Genomic DNA, 26,592 nt, shown 5'->3' with positions numbered 1-26,592 from the left:
CCAGGATCGCTATAGGGTCAGTAATCGGAACAGGGCGATCTTGTTGATCTCCGCCAGCGCGCATTTGAATTCGGTATCTGCCGAGTTGTGAATGCGCGTTTCGAACGCCGCGAGGATCTGATGCCGGTTGCTGCCTTTTACCGCCATGATGAAGGGAAACTTGAACTTGGCTTTGTAGGCGTCGTTCAGCTCGGTGAAGCGCTGGAACTCTTCGGCCGTGCATTGGTGAATACCGGCGCCAGCCTGTTCATTGGTGCTGGCTTCGGTCAACTGGCCCTGGACGGCCGCACGGCCTGCCAGGTCCGGGTGAGCATTGATCAAAGCCAGCTGGCTTTGGTGATCAGCGCTCAACAGGATGTCGCTCATGCGCTGGTGCAGGGTTTCGATCTCGTCGATCGAAGCGTCCTGGCCCAGGTCGAAGGCCTTCTCGGCCACCCATGGCGAATGTTCGTAGATGTCGGCGAAAGCGGCGACGAAGGCGTCTCGGCTCAGGGTCGATGGTTTTACGGTTTGAAAGGTGCTCATTTGGCAGCCCCTGTGTACGGGTGGGTTTCTTGCCAGTGACGCGCGATGTCGACGCGACGGCTGAACCACACCTGTTCATGACTTTTAGCGTATTCGATAAAGCGCTTGAGCGAAGCCAGACGCGCCGGACGGCCGATCAGGCGGCAGTGCAGGCCGATCGACAGCATCTTCGGTGCTTCGGCGCCCTCGGCGTAGAGCACGTCGAACGCATCCTTGAGGTATTCGAAGAAATCGTCGCCCTTGTTGAAGCCCTGGACCTGGGTGAAGCGCATGTCGTTGGTGTCCAGGGTGTACGGGATCACCAGGTGCGGCTTGCCGGTCGGGTTGTTCGGTTCCCAGTAGGGCAGGTCGTCGTCGTAGGTGTCGCAGTCGTAGAGGAAACCGCCTTCTTCCATCACCAGGCGACGGGTGTTCGGGCCGGTGCGGCCGGTGTACCAGCCCAGTGGGCGCTCGCCGGTGATTTCGGTGAGGATGCGGATCGCTTCGAGCATGTGCTCGCGTTCCTGGGCTTCGTCCATGTACTGGTAGTCGATCCAGCGATAGCCGTGGCTGCAGATCTCGTGGCCGGCATCGACCATGGCGCGGATCACGTCCGGGTGGCGCTGGGCGGCCATGGCCACGGCGAAGATGGTCAGCGGAATGTCGAATTCCTTGAACAGCTTGAGGATCCGCCACACGCCGGCACGGCTGCCATACTCGTAAAGGGATTCCATGCTCATGTTGCGCGCGCCTTGCAGCGGCTGGGCGGAAACCATTTCCGAGAGGAAGGCTTCGGACTCTTTGTCGCCGTGCAGGATGTTGCGCTCGCCGCCTTCTTCGTAATTCAGTACGAACGACAGGGCGATGCGGGCATTGCCCGGCCAGTGTGGATGAGGAGGGTTACTGCCGTAACCGACCAGGTCGCGTGGGTAGTCAGCGCTCACTGCAGGCTTCCTTCTTGTTCGATGATGACGGTTGGTGTGACGCAGCTGAAAATTGGATGGCAGGCTGGCGTCACAGCGATGGGCTGATTGTATACAACTTTATATTCACTTTGTAAGCCTGAATTTTCGCATTTTTCACCGACTGTCATCTTTTACTGCTATTGGCGTGAGCCTGCAAGAAATCTGCCTGAATGGTCAGTAATTCGCTGAAGGGTTCATAGGGCGTGCGGTTCGGCGGTAAATCGACGGTAAATGTACCGGTGGCGGGGGTGATGCGAAAAATGTCGTTTTTATTGTGTACAATTTTTTTAAAAAGTGTCTTAATCAATCGCTCGCCGCAGCTTTTCGTGCTCCGAATCGGTGCGGTCTCCTTTTCAACTGACTTCGGGAGGCGCGAAGTCTGACTGCTCCATGCAGGCAGGCGCGCAGAATCAATGGGACGTTTGACTACACACGTTTTGGACGCAGCACACGGTTGCCCGGGCAGCTCGATCAAGGTCGAGTTGTACCGCGTTGAAGGTTCGCAGCTGGAATTGGTCGCCACTGCAGTCACCAACAGCGATGGCCGTGTCGATGCACCGCTGCTGCAAGGCGATGACTACCGCACCGGGGTCTATCAGGTTCAGTTTCATGCCGGCGATTACTACCGTGCACGTGGCGTCAAGCTGCCGGAGCCGGCCTTCCTGGATGTCGTGGTGCTGCGTTTCGGCATCTCTGCCGAGCAGGATCACTACCACGTGCCGTTGTTGATTTCGCCTTACAGCTACTCCACGTACCGCGGCAGCTGATCCCCCAGGCAGCTGCTGCACCCTGGAAGCGACTGCGCATATAGCTTCTTTGGTCTTTCGCCCGCTCACACTGCGGGCTTTTTTTCGCCTGGAGAAAAGTGGCGACCGGGCTGGCGCCATCGCTGGCAAGCCAGCTCCCACAGTGTCCGGGTCGTACACAAAACATGTGAACACCCCTGAACCTGTGGGAGCTGGCTTGCCAGCGATGCTTTTAGCGGCTCAGCAGGGACGCTGCCCCTGCGCCACTGAACAACCCAGCACTGATCCGGTTGAACCAACTCTGTCCCTTGCCGCTGCGCAGATACCGCGCCGCACCATGGGCGCCCAGCCCGTAGGCCAACTTGCACAGCAGGTCGAGCACGGTCCAGGTCGCAATCATCACCAGCAACTGCGGCAGGAACGCCTGTTCGGCGTTCAGGAACTGCGGCAGGAAAGCGGCGAAGAACAGAATGTCCTTCGGATTGCTTGCGCCGAGCATGAACGCACGGCCGAACAATGCGCGAAAACGCGGCACCGGCGCAGCCTGTGGCACTTCAGCGCCATGGGAGGGCAGGCGCGATTGCTGCCAGCTCTGCCAGGCGAGGTAGAACAGGTACAGGGCACCGACGATTTTCAGGGCGCTGAACAACTGCTCCGACGCCAGCAGCAGGGCACCCAGGCCCAGCGCCGAGGCGCTCAGCAGGCAGATCGAGGCAATCACGCCGCCCAGAAACGCCGGGTAGGAACGGACCAAACCGTAATTCAGACTGTTGCTGATCATCAGCAACGACAGCGGTCCCGGGATCAGGATCACTATCAGCGCAGCGCCGCTGAACAGCAGCCAGGTTTCCAGACTCATCACTTTCCTCCATTTGCACAAAAGCCCCACCCGACGGGGTGAGGCTGTTTTCAAGCGGGTCCCGCGTAAGGTTTACAAGAAGATGAACTTCGCGATGAAGATCGCGCAGAGCACCCACAGACTCACGGAAATTTCCTTGTACTTGCCAGTGCCTGCCTTCATCGCCACGTAGGTGATGAAGCCCAGCGCGATACCGTCGGCGACCGAGAAGGTCAACGGCATCATGATCGCGGTAACGATGGCCGGAATGCTGTCGGTGGCTTCGTCCCATTCGATGTGGGCCATGCCGCCCATCATCAGCATCGCTACATAAATCAGTGCACCCGCGGTTGCATAGGCAGGAATCATCCCGGCCAGCGGTGCGAAGAACATGGCTGCAATAAATAGCACACCTACGGTCACTGCGGTAAGACCAGTCCGACCACCCGCTGCAACACCGGCAGCACTTTCCACATAGCTGGTGACCGGTGGAACGCCGACTACCGCACCGAATACACTGGAAGCACTGTCGGCTTTCATGGCGCGGGAGAGGTTTTCGATGCGACCGTCAGCGCCGACCAGGTTGGCGCGCTGGGCAACACCCATCAAGGTACCGGCGGTGTCGAACATGTGTACGAAGAGGAATGCCAGCACCACGCTGACCATGCTGATATTGAACACACCGGCGACGTTCATGGCCATCCAGGTCGGCGCCAGGCTTGGCGGGGCGGACATGATGCCCTCGTAGTGCACCAGCCCGAGGCCCCAACCGGCGAGGGTCACGGTGATGATGCTGATGAGGATCGCGCCGAACACCTTGTGGTAGCTGAGGATGGCGATCATCAGGAAGCACACGGCGGCGAGCAGCGGGCCGGGTTCGCGCAGGGAGCCGAGCTTGATCAGCGTGGCCGGGCTATCGACGACGATACCCGCGGTTTTCAGGCCGATCAGCCCCAGGAACAGACCCACGCCGGCGCCCATGGCGAAGCGCAGGCTGACCGGGATGCTGTTGAGCAGCCATTCGCGAATCCGCGAGAAGGTCAGGATCATGAACAACACACCGGAGACGAACACCGCACCGAGGGCGGTTTCCCAGTTGTAGCCCATGGTGCCGACCACGGTGTAGGTGAAGAAGGCGTTCAGCCCCATGCCCGGTGCCAGGCCGACCGGCCAGTTGGCGTACAGGCCCATCAACAGGCAACCCAGGGCCGCAGCGATACAGGTGGCGACGAATGCCGCGCCATGATCGATCCCGGCGTCAGCCATGATGTTGGGGTTGACGAAGATGATGTAGGCCATCGTGATGAAGGTAGTCAGACCGGCAATCAGCTCGGTCTTCACCGTGGTGCCGTGCAAACTGAGTTTGAATAGACGTTCCAGCAAGCCATTGCGTAGTGGCGGCGAGAGATCCAGCGTCGATGCTTCGGATTTGCGGCTTTCCACAGCGAGTACTCCTCAAGAGTTTTATTTTTATTTCCAGGGCCGGATCCGAGAGGGGTGGCAGCGGCCCTTTGAGGTACTTGCGAATTTGTTGACCGTCTGGTCAGGAACTCGCACGAAGTGGATTATGCTTTTGTATACAAAGAAAGCAAATAATGTTTTTGGTTTTGTTGACGATTTTTTTGGCGAAGGGGATATATCGTCTGTTCGGACGCCATCGCGGGCAAGCCACGCTCCCACAGGTTTTGTGTCGCTCACCGACCGTGTGAATGACGAAGATCCGGTGGGAGCGTGGCTTGCCCGCGATGACTGACTTGAGGACTGGTAGATTTTTACTGACTTTTCCCCAATGCCAGATTCACCGCCAACCAGCCATTCACCGCCGTCTCCCCAGCCTCGGAAAACACCCGCTCCAGCAGTTTCACCTGCTCGCGGCGTAATGCTTGCTCAAAGCGAACGCCTTCGGCGGTCAACTCCAGCAACCGCTTGCGCTTGTCGGTCTCGGACGCAACGCTCTCGACCAGATGCATCTCCAGCAATTGGCGCAACGGCATGTTCAGCGCCTGCTTGCTCACCCCGAGCAACGCCAGCAACTCCTTGACGCTCAGGTTCGGATAGCGGGCGATGAAAAACACGATGCGCTGATGTACCCGGCTCAGGCCGCGACGTTCGAGCATTTCATCGGCCTTGGCGGTGAAAGCCTGGTAGCCGAAGAAAAACGCTTCCATCGCCTGCTGTTGGGAAAGCGGGTTTTTAAGGTCAAGCATATTGACGTATCCGTTCGGGGAGGCGTAATTTCAGTCAACAAGTTTGACTCATTTTCCTCATGTCTCGCTACCGGTGACCTCCATGGCTTTTTCCGAACGTGTCTCGCGCCTTAAAAGTTCCTTGATTCGTGAAATCCTTGCCGCCGCCCAGCGTCCGCAAGTGATGTCGTTCGCTGGGGGGCTGCCGGCGGAAGCCATGTTGCCCAAGGTCGATTGGGCCGACATGCCGGTGTCCATCGGCCAATACGGCATGAGCGAAGGCGAGCCGGCGTTGCGTGAAGTACTGGCGGCAGAAGCGCGGGCGTTGGGAGTGGCCTGTGAGGCGAGCCAGGTGTTGGTGGTCAGCGGCTCCCAGCAAACCCTCGATCTGGCGGCCAAGTTGTACATCGACAAAGGCACCGAGATTTTGCTCGAAGCCCCGACTTACCTGGCGGCGCTGCAAATTTTCCAGTTGTTTGGCGCAGACTGCATCACCGTGCCGCTGGAAGCCGATGGCCCGGATCTGGCGCAGCTGCGTGCGCGTCTGGAAAAACATCGCCCGGCGTTCATCTACCTGATCCCGACGTTCCAGAACCCATCAGCGGTGCGTTACAGCGAAGCCAAGCGCGATGCGGTGGCGGCGCTGCTCGATGAGTTCGGTGTGACCCTGATCGAAGACGAGCCTTACCGCGAACTGACCTTCGACGGCGGCAGTGCCACGCCGATTGTCAGCCGTCTGAAAAAGGCCAGCTGGATCTACACCGGCACCGTGTCGAAAACCCTGTTGCCCGGTTTGCGTGTCGGCTACCTGATCGCCAGTCCGGATCTGTTTCCCCATCTGTTGAAACTCAAGCAGTCAGCGGACTTGCACACCAATCGGGTCGGCCAGTGGCAGGCACTGCAATGGATCGGCAGTGAGAAGTATCAGCAGCATCGTAGTGAGTTGCGCGATTTTTACCGGGTGCGCCGGGATGCGTTCCAGGTGGCGCTGCACACCCACTTTGCTGATCTGGCGGACTGGAACGAGCCGCAGGGTGGGCTGTTCTTCTGGTTGAGGCTCAAGCAGCCAGTGGATACGCGAACCTTGCTCAATGATGCGTTGGCCAATGACGTGGCGTTCATGCCGGGCGAGCCGTTCTTCCCTGAGCCGGACAAGCATCACGGGCATCTGCGGCTGAATTTCAGCCATATCGACCCGGCGCGATTGGATGAAGGTTTGAAGCGATTGGCGGCGGTGGTGCGTCAGGCGCAGATTACGGTGGCGGCCTGATCGCCAGCAAGCCGGCTCCTACAGGGAAGGGCGACGGTCGCCACTTTGTAGGAGCCGGCTTGCTGGCGATGGCGTCCGCAAGAACACCGCAAAAACCTCAGGCCGCAGCGAAACGCTTGTCCAGATAATCAATGATCACCTTGGATTCATACATCCAGGTGGTCTGGCCATTCTCTTCAATGCGCAGGCACGGCACCTTGATCTTACCGCCTTGCTCCAGCAGGGTCTGGCGATCCTGTTCGTTGTTCTTCGCATCGCGAAGGGCCACCGGTACATTCAGGCGACGCAGGGTGCGGCGGGTTTTCACGCAGAACGGGCAGGCGTGGAATTGATACAGGGTCAGGCCCTTGGCAGCGGATTCGACTTGAGCCTGAGCAGCGGCTGGGCGATTTTTCTTGCCTGGGCGAGTGATGAAGTCGATGAAGATGATCAGTTGGCCAAGGCCGACACGAAGCGCTTTTACGAACACGTTGAAAGCCTCACGGTGCGAATGAAAGGCGCGCAGCTTACCTGATTTTTTGCGGACGAAAAAAAACCGGCGATGAACGCCGGTTTTTTTATGCCGCGAATTACTTGATGAGGCTGAGGAATTCGCTGCGGGTGGCGGCGTTCTCGCGGAACTCACCGAGCATCACCGAGGTGATCATCGACGAATTCTGCTTTTCCACACCGCGCATCATCATGCACATGTGCTTGGCCTCGATCACCACGGCAACGCCCAGGGCGCCGGTGACTTGCTGGACCGCGTCGGCGATCTGGCGGCTGAGGTTTTCCTGGATCTGCAGGCGGCGGGCGTACATGTCGACGATGCGCGCCACCTTCGACAGGCCCAGGACCTTGCCGCTCGGGATGTAGGCGACGTGAGCCTTGCCGATGAACGGCAGCAGGTGGTGTTCGCACAGCGAGTACAACTCGATGTCCTTGACCAGCACCATTTCGCTGTTGTCGGAGCTGAACAGGGCACCGTTGGTGACCTCTTCCAGTGTCTGTTCATAGCCGCGGCAGAGGTACTGCATGGCTTTGGCGGCACGTTTTGGCGTGTCGAGCAGGCCTTCGCGGGAAACGTCCTCGCCGAGCTGGCCGAGGATCGCCGTGTAATTCTGTTCCAGGGACATGAAACTACCTGTGGGATTTTACGCAAAGGGCAAGGGTACGGTGACGGACACGACGCTGCAAGCGTGGCGCATCAGCTTTACTCGTCGCGACCTTCCATCATGGTGCGTTTGAGCATCACATAAACCGCGCCGGCACCGCCATGTTTCGCCTGGCAGGAGGTGAAGCCGAGCACTTGTGGATGCTGGCGCAGCCAGGTGTTGACGTGGCTTTTGATCATCGGCCGCTTGCCGTCCAGGCGCACGGCCTTGCCATGGGTGACGCGCACGCAGCGGATTTCGAATCTGGTTGCTTCGGCGAGGAACGCCCACAGGGTTTCCCGGGCCTTTACCACGTTCATGCCATGCAGGTCGAGGCTGCCTTCGAACGGAATCTGGCCGATCTTGAGCTTGCGCATCTGGCTTTCCTGCACGCCGTCACGCGCCCACATCAGTTCGTCTTCCGGGCCGACGTCGATGACGAACTGATCGGACAGCCCGTCGACGGTGGTGGCATCGGTGCGCACAGTGGCCGCCTGGCGCAGCTTGGCAATCTGCGCTCGGTCAGCCTTGGGTTTGCCGGTTTCGGCGCGATCGTGCTTGATCGGCTTGACGCCTTGGATCGCGCTTTTGAACAGGGAAAAATCGTCGTCTTGCATGTCAGCCTCCGCGAAGGGCGGCCAGTTTACCCAACTCGAGGCGAATCGGGCGCGACAAAAACGCGCGCGGCGCTTGGCTCAGTCGTGTTTTTTCATCAGGTGCGGGGACATGGCCAGTTCCCGCGACTGGCGCGAGCGGCGACGGCAACGGCGCCACAGCCACACGCCGAGGTACAGCACGAACAGGCCGATGACCAGGATCACCGCCGCACCCGTACGGCTGGTGTTCAACTCGCCCAGGGCCGGTACGTGGCCAAACAGGCTGGCGGCACCGGCCATGGCCAGCAGCACCCCGCAGGTCGCCAGCAACGCAGCGAATGCCAAGCCGAATCGAAAACGCCAGTTGCGTTGGCCTTTGGGCCGCAAGCGGCGAGCGTCAAAACCATCGGATAACTTCATTCCGACCTTCCTCAATGGGTATCGGCCCTTCGACCGGGAGTTGACCGGGATGTTCCTGAGGCTAAGACAATTACGGCTAATGAGAGGCTTTTGCGGATGAGCGGCGTTTCAGGCCGCTCATTGAGCGTCGATCAGATCAGTTCACAGGTCTGCGCCAAGGTGGCGAAATTGTCGCCCATGATCGCCATTTCGGTCTGGTGAACGTGCGCGGCGCTCAGGACGCCGCCCTTGTAGGGCAGGTCGCGGGTGGCGCAGGCGTCTTCGATAAGGGTGCAGCGGAAACCCAGGTTCTTCGCTGCGCGCACGGTGGTGCTGACGCTCGAGTGACTCATGAAGCCGCAGACGATCAGGTCAAGGGCGCCCAGATCCTCCAGGCGTTTGGCCAGTTCGGTACCGTGGAACGCGCTCGGCAGCAATTTGCCGATGATGGTTTCGTCGCTCTGTGGCTCCAGGCCCGGAATGAATTCACCACCGACGCCTTGCGGGTTGAACATTCCACCGAGCGTTCCGAGGTGGCGGACATGCACGATCGGCCGGCCGGCGGCACGCGCCGCGGTGAGTAACTGCTTGATGTTCGCGACGGCCTCATCCATGCCGCTGAGGGCCAGCGGCCCGCTCAAATACTCTTTCTGGGCATCGATGATGATGAGGGTCGCATGACTCAGTTTGGCTGCCGGATAACCGCGACCGCTGAGTTGAAACATCGTTTTTGGAACGGACATTCTGGGGCTCCTTGGAGTGGGGCTTTTGCGACATTGTCCTCTGGCTGAGCGGTTCTGTGAATCGCTACGATCGTAGGTGCCGTCGTTGCTGGCCTGTAGCCTTGTCAAGAGTCGCGTTTTGTTCAATAGCCAGGCACAAAAACGGATAATTCCTACATTTGAGCCGGTAGTTTTCCCGCGTCGTCGTGGCGCCTTTTGACTGGTAGAATCGCCAGTCGATTTTTCTGGAGTTTGCCGTCGTGATCACTTCCCGCCTTCGCACCCTGCGTGACCATATCCGTTGGGCCGTCAGCCGCTTCCATGGGGAGGATCTGTTTTTCGGCCATGGCACCGACAATGCCTGGGACGAAGCCCGGCAACTGGTGTTGGGTGCGCTGCACCTGCCGTGGGAAATCGCCGACAGCTACCTCGACTGCAATCTGGAAGAAGACGAAGTGGTTCACCTGCAGCTTTTGCTCAAGCGCCGCATCGAAGATCGGGTGCCAACCGCGTATCTGCTGGGCGAGGCCTGGTTCTGCGGCATGTCGTTCATCGTCGATGAGCGTGTGCTGATCCCGCGCTCACCCATTGGCGAGCTGATCGAAAACCGCTTTACCCCGTGGCTGGCCAACGAGCCGGCGCGGATTCTCGACCTGTGCACGGGCTCCGGCTGCATCGGCATCGCCTGCGCCTACGAGTTCCAGAATGCCGAGGTGCTGCTGGCCGACCTGTCGTTCGAAGCGCTGGAAGTGGCCAACCAGAACATCGAACGCCACGGCGTCGACGAGCGTGTCTACACCGTGCAGGGCGATGGTTTCGAGGGCTTGCCTGGCCAGCGTTTCGACCTGATCGTGTCGAATCCGCCTTACGTCGATGCCGAAGATTTTGCCGACATGCCGGACGAGTACCAGCACGAACCGGAACTGGGCCTGGCCTGTGGTGATGACGGTTTGAACCTCGTGCGGCGCATGCTCGCCGAAGCGGCGGATCATCTGACCGAGAAGGGGCTGCTGATTGTCGAAGTGGGCAACAGCCAGGTGCACGTCGAGGCGTTGTACCCGGAAGTCGACTTCGCCTGGCTGGAGTTCGAGCGTGGCGGGCATGGCGTGTTCATGTTGAGCGCGCAGCAATGCCGGGAGCATCAGGCACTGTTCGCTTCTCGCGTTTAACCCCCTCCTGTAGGAGCGAGCCTGCTCGCGATGGTCGTTAACGATGACGCGTGTTTTCTGGAAAAACGCGTCGCCCTTAAGTCCATCGCGAGCAGGCTCGCTCCTACAAGGAATGGCCGCACCGCCAACTATCGGTGTGTGGCAATCCAGATCAGCAACCCCGCCTGAAACACCGCAAACGCCACCAGACAGGTAATCGTGAAGCGCAGCCCAGCGTCTTCACGCTTGTACTTGCTGACTTTCTCTTCGTGTTTCTTCAGTTTGACTTCCTGCTCGGCCAGGTTCTGCTCGGCCTGCTGGAGCATCTGCGCCGCCTCGAGAATTTCCACGACCTGCAGTTTTTCGCTGTTCCAGTCGCCGGAAAGGTCGCCGACCTTGACCGCCTTGACGCTGCCTTTCAGATGCTGGGCATCGGCATACACCACGTCGAAACCGTGCACACGCAAAAAATGGTCGCGGCGCAGGCGGGTGTCTTCGTTCAGGGCATCCTTGTTGTTCAGGTCAAAGCCGTCGACGGTGTAGGTCGGCCAGCGCTTTTTCGCCCAGTTGATGCCCTGGGCGGCCAGGTAGCGGCCAATGCCACGGTTCAGCGGTTCAATCTGCAAGCCGCTGTCCGGGCCGAAATGCACACGCTTTTCGTCGTGATCGACCCACACGTCCAGATGATTCTGTTCCTTGCGTACTCGCTGGGCGGGCAGGGTGATGCTCATGCGCAACAGGCTGCGCGCCTTGTCGTTGCGCTCGGCATAACCGAACTCGACAAAACGCAACGGGCGCCCGCCGGTATTGCGGTCAGTCTTCAGCGGCGCCAGACGGAGCATCTTGTGGTGCTCGACGTCGACGTCCGCCCAAGGCAGCTCGACCGCTGGCGGTGCGTCTGTTTCAGCGCTGGTGTCGGGTGAAGTCTGGGTGTCAGTCATAACGGCGAGATCCTGTCCAAGCTCAACTTGTCGCCAACCAATGTGTTGGCGACAAAGTCTTATCGGCCGTTTTTTTCAAGACTGGAGAGCAAACATCGCTTAACTGGTGCGAAGTCCGTCAATAAATCCGAGGATTCGCGTACCCAGTTCCGCTGCCAGGGGCAATTGGGGGTCTTTATAGGAGGCCAGTTGGCGCTTGACGTCGTAGGGCACGATGCGCATGACGTGGTTCATTCCTTCGATCAGCGCCAGTTCGGCGTCCGGCTTGGCGGCCTTGAGCAGCCTGGCGTCATTGACGCCGACCTGGATGTCGTTGCTGCCCTGGATGATCAGCGCCGGCATCTTCAACCTGGCAAACGCTGCGGCCGGGTCCTGGCGGAACAGGGAAATCAGGTACGGCTGCACGCTCGGGCGGAAAATCACCTGCAAGGCTGGCGGCACGTTGGCGTCGGGTTTTCCAGCCTTGAGGCTGTCGAGCAACTCATTGCTGCGCAGCAGTAGCGGCGGGGGCAGGCGATTGCCCAGTTGCTGGCGGATGACCTGATCGACCGGCCTCGCGCTGCCGGAGACCGAAATCACCGCGTCGGCACCGATGCCCGGCGCTGCGAGGCTGGCGATCAAGGCGCCCTCGCTGTGACCCAGGACAATCAGTTTGCCGAAGCGTGGATCGGCCTTGAGTTTCTGGCCCCAGGCCTGGGCATCGGAGACATAGGCCTCCACCGTCAGGTTGCGCTCGTCCGGGGTCGCCGCCAGGCTCGCGGCCACGCCACGCTTGTCGTAGCGCACGCTGGCGATGTTGTGTTTGGCCAGCACCCAGGCCAGGCGCTTGAGGCTGTCATTGCGCCCGCCGTCGGTGTTGTTGCCGTCGCGATCCGTAGGGCCGGAGCCGGAAAGGATCAGCACAACCGGGACCGGGTTGTCGGATTTTGGCAGTAACAGCGAGCCAAAAAGCTCGCCGGTACCCGTATCCAGCGAGATCGGACGTTGCAGGACGGTCGCCTGGGCGAAGCCGGAAATCAGGGTAAGGCTCAAGGCTAAAACTCGCAGCATCATCGCGCCATCATCAAGAAGATGCCGGTTGGACTCACGGGCACCCATAAGGTTCGAGGATGAACTACTTGGGTAGCCTGCGTATACTGGCGCGCATTACGTATTCAGGTTCATTTCACGGAGCGTCCTGCATGTCCGGCAATACCTACGGCAAGCTGTTCACTGTCACCACCGCGGGCGAAAGCCATGGTCCGGCGTTGGTCGCCATTGTCGATGGCTGCCCGCCTGGCCTGGAGATATCCCTGGAGGATCTGCAGCGTGACCTCGACCGTCGCAAGCCCGGCACCAGCCGCCACACCACCCAGCGCCAGGAAGCCGACGAAGTCGAAATCCTCTCCGGCGTGTTCGAAGGTCGCACCACTGGCTGCTCGATCGGCTTGCTGATCCGCAACACCGACCAGAAGTCCAAGGACTACTCGGCGATCAAGGACCTGTTCCGCCCGGCCCACGCCGACTACACCTACCACCACAAGTACGGTGAGCGTGACTACCGTGGCGGTGGACGCAGCTCGGCCCGCGAAACCGCGATGCGCGTCGCGGCCGGTGCGATCGCGAAAAAATACCTGGCCAGCCAGGGCATCGTCATTCGCGGCTACATGAGCCAGCTCGGGCCGATCGAAATCCCGTTCAAGACCTGGGATTCGGTGGAGCAGAACGCTTTCTTCAGCCCCGATCCGGACAAAGTGCCGGAGCTGGAAGCCTACATGGACCAGTTGCGCCGCGACCAGGATTCGGTCGGCGCAAAAATCACCGTGGTCGCCGAAGGTGTGATGCCGGGCCTGGGCGAGCCGATTTTCGACCGCCTCGACGCTGAACTGGCCCATGCGCTGATGAGCATCAACGCGGTCAAGGGCGTGGAAATCGGCGCCGGTTTCGCCAGCGTCGCCCAGCGCGGCACCGAGCACCGCGATGAAATGACTCCGCAAGGTTTTCTCAGCAACAACGCGGGCGGCATTCTCGGCGGCATCTCCTCCGGGCAGCCCATCGTTGCGCACCTGGCGCTGAAGCCGACGTCGAGCATCACCACGCCGGGCCGTTCCATCGACATCCATGGCAACCCGGCGGAAGTGATCACCAAGGGCCGTCACGATCCGTGCGTCGGCATCCGCGCCACGCCGATTGCCGAGGCGATGATGGCTATCGTGCTGATGGATCACCTGCTGCGTCACCGTGGGCAGAACGCCGATGTGCGTGTGAGCACGCCGGTGCTGGGTCAACTGTAAATGGCTGACCTCATGGCCGCAGCCGTCTGATGGCGACTGCGGCGCTCCCGTACTGGCGGCTCTCCAGTTTCTATCTGTTCTATTTCGCCTTGCTCGGTTCGACGGCGCCGTTTCTGGCGCTGTATTTCGACCACCTGGGATTCAGTGCCGCGCGCATCGGCGAACTGGTGGCGATCCCGATGCTGATGCGCTGCGTGGCGCCGAACATCTGGGGCTGGCTGGGCGACTACACTGGTCGACGGCTGGCCATCGTGCGCTTGGGCGCGGTGTGCACGCTGCTGACCTTTTCGCTGATTTTCGTCAGCAAGACCTACGCCTGGCTGGCGATGGTCATGGCCTTGCACGCGTTCTTCTGGCACGCGGTGTTGCCGCAGTTCGAAGTCATCACCCTGGCGCATCTGCAGGGACAGACCTCGCGCTACAGCCAGATTCGCCTGTGGGGCTCGATTGGTTTCATCATCACCGTGGTCGCGCTCGGCCGGTTGTTCGAATGGTTGAGCCTGGACATCTACCCGGTGGCGCTGGTGCTGATCCTGGCCGGCATCGTGGTCAGCAGTCTGTGGGTGCCTAACGCGCAACCGATCCAGGGTGAACGGTTGACCGGGGAGGGGTTCCTCCAGCAATTGCGCAACCCTGGTGTGTTGGCGTTTTACGGCTGCGTGGCGCTGATGCAGATGAGCCACGGGCCGTATTACACGTTTCTGACCCTGCACCTTGAGCACCTGGGTTACAGCCGTGGTGTGATCGGCATGCTCTGGGCGGTCGGTGTGGTCGCCGAAGTGTTGATGTTTTTGGCCATGAGCAGGATCCTCGCGCGTTTTTCCCTGCGCCGGGTGCTGATGGCCAGCTTTCTGCTGGCGGCGCTACGCTGGTTGCTGCTCGGGTCGTTGGCCGAATTCCTATGGATTTTGCTGTTCGCCCAGATCCTGCACGCGGCGACGTTCGGCAGCTTTCACGCCGCTGCCATTTCGTTCGTGCAACGTAGCTTCGGTGCGCGCCAGCAAGGCCAGGGCCAGGCGCTGTATGCCGCACTGGCCGGCACCGGCGGTGCGTTGGGCGCTTTGTATTCCGGCTACAGCTGGAACACCCTCGGCGCGGCATGGACCTTTAGTATTGCCAGTCTCGCAGCCGTCGCGGCTGCCGTTATCATTGCCACACGTATGCAAGAGGACAGGCCATGAGCCTTACCCGTGAACACCTCGCCCAGGAAATCATCGACGCCGGGCGTTTTCTGTACGGCCGCGGCTGGTCGCCGGCCACCAGCAGCAACTACTCGACCCGCCTGTCGCCGACCCAGGCCTTGCTGACCGTGTCCGGCAAGCACAAGGGCCAACTCGGCATCGACGATGTGCTGGCAACCGACCTGTCGGGCAACAGTCTGGAACCGGGCAAGAAACCGTCCGCCGAAACCCTGTTGCACACTCAGCTTTACAGCTGGCGACCCGAGATCGGCGCGGTGCTGCACACCCATTCGGTGAATGCCACGGTGTTGTCGCGCCTGACCCCGCAAGACTTCATCGAGTTCGAAGACTACGAACTGCAAAAAGCCTTCAGTGGCGTGACCACCCACGAATCCCGGGTGCGCGTGCCGATTTTCGACAACGACCAGGACATTGCGCGCCTGGCCGCCAAGGTGCAGCCTTGGCTGGACGCCCATCCCGATTGCGTCGGCTACCTGATCCGCGGCCACGGCCTGTACACCTGGGGCGCGCGCATGAGCGATGCCTTGCGGCAGATCGAGGCCTTTGAATTTTTGTTCGAGTGTGAGCTGAAGATGCGCTCGCTCTCTAAAGCATGAACCGTTAAGGAGTTGCCCTGATGAGCAGCCTGTCCGTCTATCACGTCTCCAGCCCTGAAATTCCCAACAAGGTGCTGACCCATCTCGAAGACATCCAGTCGACCCTGGCCGAGCAAGGCGTGCGTTTCGACCGCTGGCAAGCCGCCGCGAAGCTCCAGCCCGGTGCCAGCCAGGAGGAAGTGATTGGCGCCTATCAAGCGCAAATCGACCAACTGATGACCGAGCGCGGCTACATTACCGTCGACGTCATCAGCCTCAACAGCGATCACCCGCAAAAAGCCGAGCTGCGCGCCAAGTTCCTCAACGAACACCGCCATGGCGAAGACGAAGTGCGATTTTTCGTCGCCGGGCGTGGCTTGTTTACCTTGCACATCGACGATTACGTCTACGCCGTGCTGTGCGAGAAAAACGACCTGATCTCGGTGCCGGCCGGTACCAGACACTGGTTCGACATGGGTGAGCACCCGCATTTCATTGCGATCCGCCTGTTCAATAACCCGGATGGCTGGGTGGCCAATTTCACCGGCGAAGACATCGCCGACCAATTCCCGCGTCTGGAGGACTGAGTCGATGCCGATCAAAGCGATTCTCACCGACATCGAAGGCACCACCAGCGCGGTGAGTTTTGTGTTCGACGTGCTGTTCCCCTATGCCGCCAAACACTTGCCGGCGTTTGTCCGTCAGCACGCCGAACGCGCCGATGTGGCGGAGCAACTGGCTGCCGTGCGCCGCGACAGCAACGAACCGCAGGCCGACGTCGAACGGACCATCGAGATCCTGCTCGGCTGGATTGCCGAAGACCGCAAGGCCACGCCGTTGAAAGCGTTGCAGGGCATGGTTTGGGAGCAGGGCTATCAGGCCGGGCAGTTGAAGGGACATGTGTACCCGGACGCCGTTGATGCGCTCAAGGGCTGGCACCAGGAGGGCTATCAACTGTTCGTTTATTCCTCGGGCTCGATTCAGGCGCAGAAGCTGATCTTCGGTTGCTCGGAGGCGGGGGATTTGACGCCGCTGTTCAGCGGTTACTTCGACACGACGTCGGGACCCAAGCGCGAGGCGCAGTCCTACGCCAACATCACCCAGGCGATCAACGTCGAGGTAGGGCAGATTCTGTTTTTGTCGGACATTGTCGAGGAACTGGATGCTGCGCGTGCAGCGGGGATGGCCACGTGCGGCCTGGCTCGCGAAGGCGGGGAACTGGCAGGGCATGTCACCGTGGACAGCTTCGCGCGGATACATCCCGCTAATTTCTAAACGCCACATCACCTGTGGGAGCCGGCTCGCTCCCACAGTGTTTTTCCCACAACTGTTTACAGCGAGTGATAGGTCGGCAACGCAAACCGTTGCTGGCTTTGCAGCAAGGAAATCTGCGGCAGTTCACTGGCTTGTTCGGCGAGGTCGCGGCGAATCGCACTGATGACCCACGTCAGTTGGTCGCCGTTGTGCAATTGCTGGTAGGAAATGGAACGCTTGAACACTCTGCCTTCGCTGCCGCTCAGGGTCAGCAGGATTCCGCCGTCAGGGCGGGCCTGGGTGATGACCTTGTAGTTGGAGAACAGGGACGCAAATTTTTCCTGGATCAGGCTCATGTCGTTCGGCTCCGTGATGACTTGAATAGCAAGCATGGGGAGACCGTTGCAGCCTTTGTGCCAGTGTTTTTATTCGAGTAATTTTAAATAAAATCAACAAGTTACGATTTTCAGTGATTTTTGCTTTCGTGCAATCTGCATGAATGGCCATCGTGCATCCTGCATTTTGCAGGTAGGTCGGCGACTCGATGGAACCAAAGTACGTGCACGGGATCGTCTAGATCGCAGATCAAGATCGCGGATACAAAACATTTCAAAAACCGCGTGTACAGCTCAAGAACCCTTGACGTATTTTCGGGCTCAGTCATCGCCGCCCGACAATAAAAAGAGCCAACGGGAGCATCATGAGCCGCACGTCGAACGACACGATTACCTGGGGCATGATGCTCCGCAAGCTGCCTGCCATCGCCAAAGCCATCCCCCGGGTGGTGAAGGGCATGAAGGTCGCCAACGTCAAGGACCCGACCCAGGCGTGTGGTTTGGGCTGGAGTTTCGAGCAAGCCACGCTGCGTAACCCGGATGGCCCGGCGCTGTTGCAGGACGACGTAACGCTCAGCTACAGCGAGGTCAACCAATGGGCCAACCGCATTGCCCATCACCTGATCGATCAAGGCATCGGCAAGGGTGATGTGGTGGCGGTTTTCATCGAGAACCGCCCGGAACTGCTGGTGACGATTCTGGCGGTGGCCAAGGTCGGCGCGATCAGTGCGCTGCTCAATACCTCACAGACCCGCGACACCCTGGTGCACAGCGTGAATCTGGTGACGCCGGTGGCGATCATTGTCGGTGAGGAGTTGGTGCCGGCGTACCTGGCGGTGCGTGATCGGGTGTCGATCAAGGCTGACCGGACCTGGTTCGTCGCCGATCAGGACACCTCGCGCCAACCGGGCATCGCGCCTGAAGGTTTCATCAACCTGATGACTGTCAGCCTCGACGACAGCAACGACAACCCGGCGAACAGCCAGCGGATTTTCTTCGACGATCCCTGCTTTTACATCTACACCTCGGGCACCACCGGGCTGCCCAAGGCCGGCGTGTTCAAGCACGGCCGCTGGATGCGCAGCTCGGCGAGTTTCGGCATGATCGCCCTGGACATGCACCCCGACGATGTCGTCTATTGCACCTTGCCGCTGTACCACGCCACGGGCCTTTGCGTGTGCTGGGGTTCGGCCGTCAGTGGGGCCAGCGGGTTCGCCATCCGCCGCAAGTTCAGCGCCAGTCGCTTCTGGCACGACGTGCGCAAGTACCGGGCAACCACCATCGGTTACGTTGGCGAACTGTGCCGCTATCTGGTCGATCAACCGCCGAGCGTCGACGACAGTCGGCACGCTGTGACGAAGATGATCGGCAACGGCCTGCGTCCCGGCGCCTGGAACGAGTTCAAGACCCGCTTCGCGGTCAATCACATCTGCGAGCTGTACGCCGCCAGCGACGGCAATATCGGTTTCACCAACATCCTGAATTTCGACAACACCATCGGTTTTTCCCTGATGTCCTGGGAGCTGGTGGCGTACGACCACGACAGCGGCGCGCCGATTCGTGAGACCAATGGCCTGATGCGCAAGGTCGCCAAGGGCGAACAGGGGCTGTTGCTGGCAAAGATCGACGACAAGGCACCGCTGGACGGTTACACCGATCCGCAGAAAACCGCCAGGGTCGTGCTGCACGATGTGTTCGCCAAAGGCGACCGCTACTTCAACACCGGCGACCTGTTGCGCAACATCGGTTTTGGTCATGCGCAGTTTGTCGACCGCCTGGGCGATACCTACCGCTGGAAGGGCGAAAACGTCTCGACTACCGAGGTCGAGAACATCCTCCTGCAGCACCCGCTTATTTCCGAAGCCGTGGCCTATGGCGTGGAAATCCGCAACACCAATGGCCGCGCCGGAATGGCGGCGATCACCCCGTCCGAATCCTTGGCCACCCTGGACTTCAGCGAGCTGCTGGCCTTTGCCCGCCAGCAAATGCCGGCCTATGCGGTACCGTTGTTCCTGCGGGTGAAGGTGAAAATGGAAACCACCGGCACCTTCAAGTATCAGAAGACCCGGCTCAAGGACGAAGCCTTCGACCCGGGCCGAACCGGTGACGACCCGATCTTTGCCTGGCTGCCGGGCACCCAGACTTACGTGCAGGTTACGCAACAGTTGCTGTCTGACATTCACGCCGGCAAGTACCGCTATTGAATCCGGCTATGACGGCCCATGAGAAAAAACAAGTGACAGTGCCGGGGTCGCTCGGGAAACTGTCGGCTTTTACGAATGACAGAAAAGGGAGTGCCCAATGTCAGACAAAAGCCGCCAGATGACCCCCGAAGAAGCCGCCGAATTTGCCGAACAGGTATTCAACAAGGCACGGGAGGGCGATGCGGCGATGATGGCCGCGCTGCTGACCAAGGGGTTGCCGCCGAACCTGCGTAACCACAAGGGCGACACCTTGCTGATGCTGGCCGCGTACCACGGTCATGTGGACACGGTAAAAGTCCTGCTCGAGCACAAGGCTGACCCGGAGATCCGCAACGACAACGGCCAGAGCCCGATTGCCGGCGCCGCCTTCAAGGGCGACCTGGCGGTGATCAAGGCCCTGGTCGAGGGCGGTGCGCAGGTTGAAGGCTCGTCCTTCGATGGCCGCACGGCGTTGATGATGGCGGCGATGTTCAACCGCGTCGAAGTGGTCGACTACCTGATCAGCAAGGGCGCCGACCCGAAAGCCAAGGACGCCAATGGCATCACCGCGCTGGAGGCTGCCAGGACCATGGGGGCTTCCGATACGGTTGCTCAGCTGGAAAAATTGCTGGGTTGACGTTGAATCCTGTGGCGAGGGGGCAAGCCGCTTGCCACAGGTCCGCATTTCACCCGGTAATGCGGTATCCTTCGCGCCCTCAAATTTCACCTCGCTACAGGATCCTCCCCATGAAAGCCGCACTCGTCGAACTCATCAGCAAAATCAGCTCCGGGTGCATGGGCGAAGACGAAATCCTCAAGGTCGCAGACGAAGCATCCCAGGCCTACGCCGATCCACAGGCTTTTCTGGCCGCCAATCCGGACATCAACTACGACGACACTTTCCCGATCCCGCTGGGCGAGTGGGTGGTGGTCGGCAGCCTGCCGGAAACGGTGCTGTTCCAGGCGGACACCTACATGGACCTGTTCGCCCAGATCGTTGCCTCGTTCGGCCCGGGCGTGGACTTCAATCTCAAGCCCAAGCAACTGGCCAAGACCGAAGCGCTGACGGCGCTCAACCGCATCCAGGTGCAGATGAGCAGCCTGAACAAGGAAAGCGGTGGCTACACGCTGATGAACTTCAGCCAGTTGCTCGATGACGAGCTGCAGGTAGTGCTGGTCTACGGCAATGACCTGCCCCGCGTACTGGAATTGTGCGCGCAAGCCGGCATCAAGGCCGAACCATCCCTGGAAGCCCTGAAAGTGGCGATCCACGTCTGACTGCCAGACACTGTCAATAAAGAGGGAGCCCTCGCGACGACCGTCTATCCTGAGAGGGCAAATCACTCATCAGGAGCGTCACCATGGGTTCCACGTTCAACAGTCTGGTTGCCTTGATCATCTTCGCCCTGGACATCTGGGCCATCATCAACGTATTCAAAAGTAGCGCCGGGACCGGGATGAAAGTCGTCTGGGTACTGCTGATCGCGCTGTTGCCGGTGCTGGGGCTGATCATCTGGGCCATCGCCGGGCCGCGGGGCAATGTCAAGCTCTGAGCAGGCGACACTGAACCCTGTGGGAGCGAGCCTGCTCGCGAAGAACGATGACGCGCAGCCACTGAAGCACCGCATCGCCCGCTTCGCGAGCAGGCTCGCTCCCACAATGTTCTGCGGGTACTTCGATGACGAAGGTTCGACCTGTCATGTTCCGCGACGTAGAATGCGCGCCTTTCCCGGTCAATCGAGACAATCGAATGGCCATCATGGGCGGGTAACCGTCCGTTGCCACCCGCATTCATCGGAGCACTTCCCATGAGCAACACCCCTGCCAACGACTACCTGGAAACCCTCTACGAAGGCTATGGCCAGCGTTTTCGCATGGAAAAACTGCTGCACGAAGTGCGCACCGAGCACCAGCACCTGGTGATCTTCGAAAACCCGCGCATGGGCCGTGTCATGGCGCTGGACGGCGTGATCCAGACCACCGAAGCCGACGAATTCATCTACCACGAAATGCTCACCCACGTGCCGATCCTCGCCCATGGCAGCGCCAGGCGCGTACTGATCATCGGCGGCGGCGACGGCGGCATGCTGCGTGAAGTGGCCAAGCACCGCGGTGTCGAGCACATCACCATGGTCGAGATCGACGGCACCGTGGTCGACATGTGCAAGGAATTCTTGCCGAACCATTCCAAGGGTGCATTCGATGATCCACGCCTGAACCTGGTGATCGACGACGGCATGCGTTTCGTCGCCACCACCACTGAAAAATTCGACGTGATCATTTCCGACTCCACCGACCCGATCGGGCCGGGCGAAGTGCTGTTCTCGGAAAACTTCTACCAGGCCTGCCACCGCTGCCTGAACGAAGGCGGCATCCTGGTGACCCAGAACGGCACGCCGTTCATGCAGATCGAAGAAGTGAAGACGACCGCCGGTCGCCTGCGCAGCCTGTTCCCGGACTGGCACTTCTACCAGGCCGCCGTGCCGACCTACATCGGTGGCTCGATGACCTTCGCCTGGGGCGCGACCAATACCGCTTATCGCAAGTTGTCCCGCGAAACCCTGCAACAGCGCTTCACGGGCAGCGGCATCATCACCCGCTACTACAATCCAGAAATCCACATCGGCGCGTTCGCCTTGCCGCAGTACGTCTTGCAGGCAGTGAACAAACCAAGCAACGACTGATGGATTGAAACGCAGACCTGTAGGAGCGAGCCTGCTCGCGATGGACGTGAACGATGACGCGGGTTGTCTGATTTAACGCGGCGTTCTCAAGTTTTTCGCGAGCAGGCTCGCTCCTACAGAGATCTGCGATGGGGGCAGATCCACCGGAACAATTAGCCAGCTAACAAGGTCGAGATAGGTGTAAGCCCGTCCATGGGTTTTATCGAGGAGGCACCAATGCAAAAGTGGAGAGTCACCTTCGTAGATGATCACGGCGAACAAGTTGACGAAGTCTTCGAGAGCTCGGAATGCCCGAACAACGAGCAGGCCGCCAAACTCATCCTCGCGCGTCGCCTGCCGGTTGCCGCCGAACTCGACCTCAATGATCTGGATGGCCGCACCGACAATCCGACGGTCAAAAGCCTGAAATCCCAGAACAGCATACAAATCCTCAGTATTACCCCGATCTGATACACCTCCTGTCACATTCACGGCCAGGCCTTGGCAGAGGCTCTATCTTGGGGCTACTCTGCAAGCGAGATCAGCGAATGGATCGCTAAGGTCTGGTCTTGTCAGCTCCATGCTTGTTTCCCGCCGGCACATCGGTTGCCGTCGCTCGCGCTGTTCGGTTGCGGGTGAGGGAGTACGGAAAGTCTATCCATCGTTTTGAGGAGGACGTTTCATGAGCACAGCCTATCAAGAAGACATCAGCAGCAGCGTGCTGCGCCGCATGAAAGAAGGCGGTTTTGACTTTTCCCGGTTTCATCCCATCGAGTTCTACGCCATTTTCCCGGACGAGGAGCGGGCACGCAGGGCGGCAGGACATTTCCATCGTGGTGAATCCCTGGATGCGCAAGTCAGTGTGCGTGACGACGGTGCCTGGGCGCTGGAGTTGTGCAAGGTCATGTATGCCACCTACGACGACATCGGCGACTTCGAACAGGGTTTCGAAGCGGTAGTCGAGCCATTGGGCGGCATCATCGAAGGCTGGGGTGTGAAACAGGAGGTACGAGGGCGACTCGCATAACCTTATGAACAGTGACAAACAGCGTTGACGGCTGACCCTCGGGTCGGCCGTTTTCATTTTCGCCGACAATTAATTCAACACGACCTTGTAGGCGCTGGCTTGCCAGCGATGGCGTCCTCGAAGAACAACACATGACTTAACGGCCCTTCGCCAGCAAGCCGGCTCCTACAGGCTATGCTGGTGAAAGGCGATAACCACGCCTTGCAATGAAGCGGGGGAGATCAGGTTGGGGCATTTACCGCACAGGATTGGTGCGGTGCCTGCGTGTTGATTATCCAACCGATTGAAATCTAAGCGTTTATGCCGATGGCACGGGCCTTGCGAAGGTCTGGACGTCCGAGTGACAAGGAGTACGGCATGATCCGCACCTATTTTGATGAGATGTACGATGCCGGCGGCCAGGTCCGCCCGCATTATCGGGAGTTTGCCCGTTGGCTGGCCGAGACGCCTGACGAGCTTCTGGCGCAACGGCGACGCGAGGCCGATCTGTTGTTTCATCGCGCCGGTATCACCTTCACGCTCTACGGGGACGAGCAGGGCACAGAGCGCCTGATTCCCTTCGACACCATTCCGCGCAGCATTCCTGCCAGTGAGTGGCGGGTCGTCGAGCGCGGCTGCATCCAGCGGGTCAAGGCGTTGAACATGTTCCTCGCCGACCTCTATCACGAGCAGCGCATCATCAAGGCCGGCATCATTCCGGCCGAACAGGTGCTGGCCAACGAGCAGTACCAGTTGGCGATGCAGGGCCTGGATTTGCACCGCGACATTTATTCGCACATCTCCGGCGTCGACCTGGTGCGTGATGGCGACGGCACCTACTACGTGCTCGAAGACAATCTGCGCACGCCCAGCGGCGTCAGCTACATGCTCGAAGACCGCAAGATGATGATGCGCCTGTTCCCCGAGCTGTTCGCGGCGCAACGCATCGCGCCCATCGATCACTACCCGAACCTGCTGCTCGACACCCTGAAAAGCTCAAGCCCCATCGACAACCCCAGCGTGGTGGTGCTGACACCGGGTCGCTTCAACAGCGCGTTCTTCGAACATGCGTTCCTGGCGCGGGAAATGGGTGTGGAACTGGTGGAAGGCGCGGACCTGTTCGTGCGTGACGACAAGGTCTACATGCGCACCACGGACGGGCCGAAAGCGGTCGATGTGATTTATCGTCGTCTCGACGACGCTTTCCTCGATCCGCTGGCCTTCAACCCGGATTCGATGCTCGGCGTGCCGGGGCTGCTGTCGTCCTATCGTTCCGGCAACGTGGTGCTGGCCAATGCCATCGGTACCGGGGTGGCGGACGACAAGTCGGTGTATCCGTTCGTGACCGACATGATCCGTTTCTACCTCGATGAAGAGCCGATCCTGAAGAACGTACCGACCTGGCAGTGCCGCAATCCGTCTGAACTTTCCCATGTACTGGCCAATCTTCCAGAACTGGTGGTCAAGGAAACCCAGGGCTCCGGCGGTTACGGAATGCTGGTGGGGCCGGCGGCCACGGCGGCGGAAATCGAAGCCTTCCGCGCGCGGATCATCGCCAAGCCCCATGCGTACATCGCACAACCGACGCTGTCGCTGTCGACCTGTCCGACCTTTGTCGAAAACGGCATCGCGCCACGCCATATCGACCTGCGGCCGTTTGTCCTGTCGGGGCGTGAAACCCGGGTCGTGCCCGGCGGCTTGACCCGTGTCGCCCTGCGCGAAGGCTCCCTGGTGGTCAATTCCTCCCAGGGTGGCGGAACCAAGGACACCTGGGTGGTCGAGGATTAAAGGAAGCCTGCCATGTTAAGTAGAACTGCCTCGGATTTGTATTGGATGTCGCGTTACCTGGAGCGGGCGGAAAACCTCGCACGGATGCTCGACATCAGCTATTCGCTGTCGCTGATGCCGCAAGACGGGCGTGGCGACGGTTTGCACGAGCTGGCCATGCCGCTGTTGATCACCGGCACCCTCGACGATTACCTGGAGCGCCACGGCGAGTTGCATGCCGAACGGCTGCTGCATTTCTTCGCCCTGGATGCGGCCAACCCGGCGAGCATCTACAGCTGCCTCGGTGCCGCGCGGGCCAGCGCCCATGCGGTGCGTGGGCGCATCACCGCCGACATGTGGGAAAACATCAACGCCACCTGGCTGGAGATTCGCGGCATTGCCGAACAGGGCCTCAGTCGCTACGGCATGAGCCGTTTCTGCGAGTGGATCAAGGAACGTTCCCACCTGTTCCGGGGCGCGTCCTACGGCACCATCATGCGTAACGATGCGTTTCGTTTCATTCGCCTGGGGACTTTTATCGAACGGGCGGACAACACCTTGCGCCTGCTCGACGCCCGCTACGAAATGGCTGGCGACCAGGCCGAAGCGGTCAGCGATGGCACCGCTCACGCCTATTACCAATGGAGCGCCTTGCTGCGGGCGTTGTCGTCGTTCGAGGCCTACACGGAAATCTATCGCGACGCTCCCGGCGCCCGGCATGTCGCCGAGTTGCTGTTGCTGCGCGCCGACGTGCCGCGCTCCCTGCGCGCCTGCACCGAAGAAATCGACCAGATCCTCGCGCAATTGCCGGGGGCCAACGGTCGTCCCGCCCAAAGACTGGCGGCAGAAATCGACGCACGCCTGCGCTACACCGGCATCAGCGAAATCCTCGACGAAGGCCTGCACGCCTGGCTGACCGAGTTCATCCCACTGGTGCGCCAGTTGGGTAACGCGATTCACAGTTCTTATCTGGAGGCCGCATGAGACTTTCCATCAGCCACGAGACCACCTATCACTACGAAGACAAGGTGCGGGCGAGCATCCAGTATCTGCGACTGACGCCCCATGACAGCGAGCGCCAGCACGTGCTCAGCTGGCAGCTCGACCTGCCGCGCCCGGTGCGGGCGCAACTCGATCCGTTCGGCAACATCCTGCATGTGCTGACCATGGATGAGCCGCACGAAGCGATCATCATCGGTGCCCGCGGCCAGGTCGACATCGACGAGTTGCGCGAGGCCGAGCACGAGAGCCAGTCGGCGCTGCCGTTTCTGCGCTTCACTCGATTGACCGAAGCCGACGCGGCCTTGCGTGCGTTCGCCGAGCAGGCGTGCAAGCAACGCCGCGACCGCACGGCATTGATCGATCTGATGCATGGGCTCAACCAGTACATGACCTACACGCCGGGCTCCACGGAAGTGGACACCAGCGCGGCCCAGGCCTTCGCCGGGCGCTCCGGCGTGTGTCAGGACCACACCCATGCATTTCTTGCCTGCACCCGCAGCCTGGGCATTCCTGCGCGGTATGTGTCGGGTTATCTGTACAGCGAGAACAGCGAACACCTGGCCAGCCATGCCTGGGCCGAAGCCTGGCTGGATGACGCCTGGTACAGCTTCGACGTGACCAATGAACTGGCCCGGCCGGAACGTCACCTGAAACTGGCGGTGGGCCTGGATTACCTGGATGCCTGCCCGGTGCGCGGCATGCGCCGGGGCGGCGGGTGTGAGCAGATGCACGCCAAGGTGCTGGTGTCACCGACGCCGGCGCCGGTGATTTCGGTGCAACAGCAGTAAGCGAGATCTGATTCGAGACACCCACCACTGTAGGAGCCCGGCTTGCCGGCGATGGCGCTCTCAAGGACGCTATCGCCGGCAAGCCGGGCTCCTACA

32 protein-coding genes are annotated in these 26,592 nt (G+C 60.3%); 18 read left to right on the top strand and 14 right to left on the bottom strand.

Translation table 11 applies throughout. The features are described 5' to 3' along the window. Positions 1-9: 9 nt before the first annotated feature. From uraD to EI969_RS24980, 3 genes are all read right to left on the bottom strand, one after another. On the bottom strand, positions 10-525 hold the full coding sequence (uraD, locus tag EI969_RS24990) for a 2-oxo-4-hydroxy-4-carboxy-5-ureidoimidazoline decarboxylase (protein WP_160390124.1): 516 nt from the start codon (positions 523-525) through the stop codon (positions 10-12). Further along, the gene (gene puuE / locus EI969_RS24985; protein ID WP_108218982.1) at positions 522-1,448 is read right to left on the bottom strand and encodes an allantoinase PuuE; all 927 of its coding nucleotides are present in this window, start codon (positions 1,446-1,448) and stop codon (positions 522-524) included. Before puuE ends, uraD begins: the two co-directional genes overlap by 4 nt. A 145-nt stretch (positions 1,449-1,593) precedes the next feature. After that, positions 1,594-1,776, bottom strand: a complete 183-nt coding sequence (locus EI969_RS24980; RefSeq protein WP_160390123.1) for a hypothetical protein — start codon at positions 1,774-1,776, stop codon at positions 1,594-1,596. A gap of 106 nt (positions 1,777-1,882) precedes the next feature. Between EI969_RS24980 and uraH the strand changes: the two genes are divergently transcribed. Next, positions 1,883-2,236: a hydroxyisourate hydrolase gene (gene uraH / locus EI969_RS24975; RefSeq protein ID WP_008017679.1), complete on the top strand. Its 354-nt coding sequence runs from the start codon at positions 1,883-1,885 to the stop codon at positions 2,234-2,236. Positions 2,237-2,447: 211 nt separating this feature from the next. Here uraH and EI969_RS24970 read toward each other — a convergent pair whose 3' ends face one another. The 3 genes from EI969_RS24970 to EI969_RS24960 form a co-directional block, all read right to left on the bottom strand. Then, positions 2,448-3,074, bottom strand: coding sequence for a LysE family translocator (locus EI969_RS24970; protein WP_160390122.1), 627 nt, complete (start codon positions 3,072-3,074; stop codon positions 2,448-2,450). Positions 3,075-3,146: 72 nt separating this feature from the next. Beyond that, positions 3,147-4,496 (bottom strand): NCS2 family permease, encoded by a 1,350-nt coding sequence (locus tag EI969_RS24965; protein ID WP_160390121.1) that lies wholly within the window; start codon positions 4,494-4,496, stop codon positions 3,147-3,149. A gap of 329 nt (positions 4,497-4,825) precedes the next feature. Beyond that, the gene (locus tag EI969_RS24960; RefSeq protein ID WP_160390120.1) at positions 4,826-5,260 is read right to left on the bottom strand and encodes a MarR family winged helix-turn-helix transcriptional regulator; all 435 of its coding nucleotides are present in this window, start codon (positions 5,258-5,260) and stop codon (positions 4,826-4,828) included. A gap of 82 nt (positions 5,261-5,342) precedes the next feature. Here EI969_RS24960 and EI969_RS24955 point away from each other — a divergent pair, with 82 nt between their 5' ends. Next, complete coding sequence (locus tag EI969_RS24955) at positions 5,343-6,509, top strand: PLP-dependent aminotransferase family protein (RefSeq protein ID WP_160390119.1); 1,167 nt, start codon at positions 5,343-5,345, stop codon at positions 6,507-6,509. 97 nt (positions 6,510-6,606) lie between these two features. On the opposite strand, the gene EI969_RS24950 is transcribed toward EI969_RS24955, so the two are convergent. The 5 genes from EI969_RS24950 to EI969_RS24930 all read right to left on the bottom strand — a co-directional run bounded on the left by EI969_RS24950 (position 6,607) and on the right by EI969_RS24930 (position 9,380). After that, positions 6,607-6,978 (bottom strand): glutathione S-transferase N-terminal domain-containing protein, encoded by a 372-nt coding sequence (locus EI969_RS24950; RefSeq protein ID WP_160390118.1) that lies wholly within the window; start codon positions 6,976-6,978, stop codon positions 6,607-6,609. A gap of 100 nt (positions 6,979-7,078) precedes the next feature. Then, a complete protein-coding gene (folE, locus tag EI969_RS24945) occupies positions 7,079-7,624 on the bottom strand; it encodes a GTP cyclohydrolase I FolE (RefSeq protein WP_003204506.1) in 546 nt (181 codons plus the stop codon). 77 nt (positions 7,625-7,701) lie between these two features. Next, entirely contained in the window at positions 7,702-8,259 is a 558-nt protein-coding gene (locus tag EI969_RS24940; RefSeq protein WP_160390117.1) for a Smr/MutS family protein, read from the bottom strand. Positions 8,260-8,337: 78 nt separating this feature from the next. Next, a complete protein-coding gene (locus EI969_RS24935) occupies positions 8,338-8,658 on the bottom strand; it encodes a hypothetical protein (RefSeq protein ID WP_150715677.1) in 321 nt (106 codons plus the stop codon). A gap of 131 nt (positions 8,659-8,789) precedes the next feature. Then, positions 8,790-9,380 (bottom strand): cysteine hydrolase family protein, encoded by a 591-nt coding sequence (locus EI969_RS24930; RefSeq protein WP_160390116.1) that lies wholly within the window; start codon positions 9,378-9,380, stop codon positions 8,790-8,792. A gap of 239 nt (positions 9,381-9,619) precedes the next feature. Between EI969_RS24930 and prmB the strand changes: the two genes are divergently transcribed. Further along, on the top strand, positions 9,620-10,528 hold the full coding sequence (gene prmB, locus EI969_RS24925; RefSeq protein ID WP_160390115.1) for a 50S ribosomal protein L3 N(5)-glutamine methyltransferase: 909 nt from the start codon (positions 9,620-9,622) through the stop codon (positions 10,526-10,528). A 128-nt stretch (positions 10,529-10,656) separates the two neighbouring features. Here the strand turns inward: prmB and EI969_RS24920 are convergent, their stop codons facing one another. Both EI969_RS24920 and EI969_RS24915 read right to left on the bottom strand, forming a co-directional pair. Further along, a complete protein-coding gene (locus EI969_RS24920) occupies positions 10,657-11,448 on the bottom strand; it encodes a hypothetical protein (RefSeq protein WP_160390114.1) in 792 nt (263 codons plus the stop codon). A gap of 99 nt (positions 11,449-11,547) precedes the next feature. After that, complete coding sequence (locus tag EI969_RS24915) at positions 11,548-12,546, bottom strand: alpha/beta hydrolase (RefSeq protein WP_160390113.1); 999 nt, start codon at positions 12,544-12,546, stop codon at positions 11,548-11,550. Positions 12,547-12,629: 83 nt separating this feature from the next. Here EI969_RS24915 and aroC point away from each other — a divergent pair, with 83 nt between their 5' ends. From aroC to mtnC, 5 genes are read left to right on the top strand one after another with little or no spacing between them, the layout of a single operon-like run. After that, positions 12,630-13,721, top strand: coding sequence for a chorismate synthase (gene aroC, locus EI969_RS24910; protein ID WP_160390112.1), 1,092 nt, complete (start codon positions 12,630-12,632; stop codon positions 13,719-13,721). Positions 13,722-13,750: 29 nt separating this feature from the next. Further along, positions 13,751-14,902: an MFS transporter gene (locus EI969_RS24905; RefSeq protein ID WP_160390111.1), complete on the top strand. Its 1,152-nt coding sequence runs from the start codon at positions 13,751-13,753 to the stop codon at positions 14,900-14,902. Continuing rightward, on the top strand, positions 14,899-15,519 hold the full coding sequence (locus EI969_RS24900) for a methylthioribulose 1-phosphate dehydratase (RefSeq protein ID WP_160390110.1): 621 nt from the start codon (positions 14,899-14,901) through the stop codon (positions 15,517-15,519). The genes EI969_RS24905 and EI969_RS24900 overlap by 4 nt, the downstream gene beginning before the upstream one ends. A 20-nt stretch (positions 15,520-15,539) precedes the next feature. Continuing rightward, on the top strand, positions 15,540-16,085 hold the full coding sequence (locus EI969_RS24895) for an acireductone dioxygenase (RefSeq protein WP_160390109.1): 546 nt from the start codon (positions 15,540-15,542) through the stop codon (positions 16,083-16,085). 4 nt (positions 16,086-16,089) lie between these two features. Further along, positions 16,090-16,773: an acireductone synthase gene (gene mtnC / locus EI969_RS24890; RefSeq protein WP_160390108.1), complete on the top strand. Its 684-nt coding sequence runs from the start codon at positions 16,090-16,092 to the stop codon at positions 16,771-16,773. A gap of 56 nt (positions 16,774-16,829) precedes the next feature. Here mtnC and EI969_RS24885 read toward each other — a convergent pair whose 3' ends face one another. After that, positions 16,830-17,108 (bottom strand): DUF3509 domain-containing protein, encoded by a 279-nt coding sequence (locus EI969_RS24885; protein ID WP_160390190.1) that lies wholly within the window; start codon positions 17,106-17,108, stop codon positions 16,830-16,832. A gap of 344 nt (positions 17,109-17,452) precedes the next feature. Between EI969_RS24885 and EI969_RS24880 the strand changes: the two genes are divergently transcribed. The 10 genes from EI969_RS24880 to EI969_RS24835 all read left to right on the top strand — a co-directional run bounded on the left by EI969_RS24880 (position 17,453) and on the right by EI969_RS24835 (position 26,496). Further along, on the top strand, positions 17,453-19,291 hold the full coding sequence (locus EI969_RS24880; RefSeq protein ID WP_160390107.1) for a long-chain-acyl-CoA synthetase: 1,839 nt from the start codon (positions 17,453-17,455) through the stop codon (positions 19,289-19,291). A 97-nt stretch (positions 19,292-19,388) separates the two neighbouring features. Then, entirely contained in the window at positions 19,389-19,907 is a 519-nt protein-coding gene (locus EI969_RS24875) for an ankyrin repeat domain-containing protein (RefSeq protein WP_126046577.1), read from the top strand. A 110-nt stretch (positions 19,908-20,017) separates the two neighbouring features. After that, entirely contained in the window at positions 20,018-20,548 is a 531-nt protein-coding gene (locus EI969_RS24870) for a hypothetical protein (RefSeq protein WP_160390106.1), read from the top strand. A gap of 83 nt (positions 20,549-20,631) precedes the next feature. Beyond that, positions 20,632-20,823 carry a PLDc N-terminal domain-containing protein gene (locus EI969_RS24865; protein ID WP_160390105.1) on the top strand — a complete coding sequence of 64 codons (192 nt, stop codon included), beginning with the start codon at positions 20,632-20,634 and terminating at the stop codon, positions 20,821-20,823. Positions 20,824-21,078: 255 nt separating this feature from the next. Then, positions 21,079-21,954, top strand: coding sequence for a polyamine aminopropyltransferase (speE, locus tag EI969_RS24860; RefSeq protein ID WP_150715691.1), 876 nt, complete (start codon positions 21,079-21,081; stop codon positions 21,952-21,954). A 216-nt stretch (positions 21,955-22,170) separates the two neighbouring features. Further along, positions 22,171-22,404, top strand: coding sequence for a hypothetical protein (locus EI969_RS24855; RefSeq protein WP_160390104.1), 234 nt, complete (start codon positions 22,171-22,173; stop codon positions 22,402-22,404). Between the two features lie 211 nt (positions 22,405-22,615). Beyond that, positions 22,616-22,960 (top strand): ribonuclease E inhibitor RraB, encoded by a 345-nt coding sequence (locus EI969_RS24850; protein ID WP_007971898.1) that lies wholly within the window; start codon positions 22,616-22,618, stop codon positions 22,958-22,960. Positions 22,961-23,317: 357 nt separating this feature from the next. After that, a complete protein-coding gene (locus EI969_RS24845) occupies positions 23,318-24,727 on the top strand; it encodes a circularly permuted type 2 ATP-grasp protein (protein ID WP_056853817.1) in 1,410 nt (469 codons plus the stop codon). Positions 24,728-24,739: 12 nt separating this feature from the next. Then, a complete protein-coding gene (locus EI969_RS24840) occupies positions 24,740-25,690 on the top strand; it encodes an alpha-E domain-containing protein (protein WP_150715692.1) in 951 nt (316 codons plus the stop codon). Beyond that, positions 25,687-26,496: a transglutaminase family protein gene (locus EI969_RS24835; protein WP_160390103.1), complete on the top strand. Its 810-nt coding sequence runs from the start codon at positions 25,687-25,689 to the stop codon at positions 26,494-26,496. Before EI969_RS24840 ends, EI969_RS24835 begins: the two co-directional genes overlap by 4 nt. Positions 26,497-26,592: the final 96 nt, after the last annotated feature.

This window comes from Pseudomonas sp. PB101 (assembly GCF_009764265.1).
Taxonomy (GTDB): domain Bacteria; phylum Pseudomonadota; class Gammaproteobacteria; order Pseudomonadales; family Pseudomonadaceae; genus Aquipseudomonas.
The sequence above is the reverse complement of the archived record's forward strand: the minus strand, read 5'-3'. Positions and strand labels throughout refer to the sequence as shown.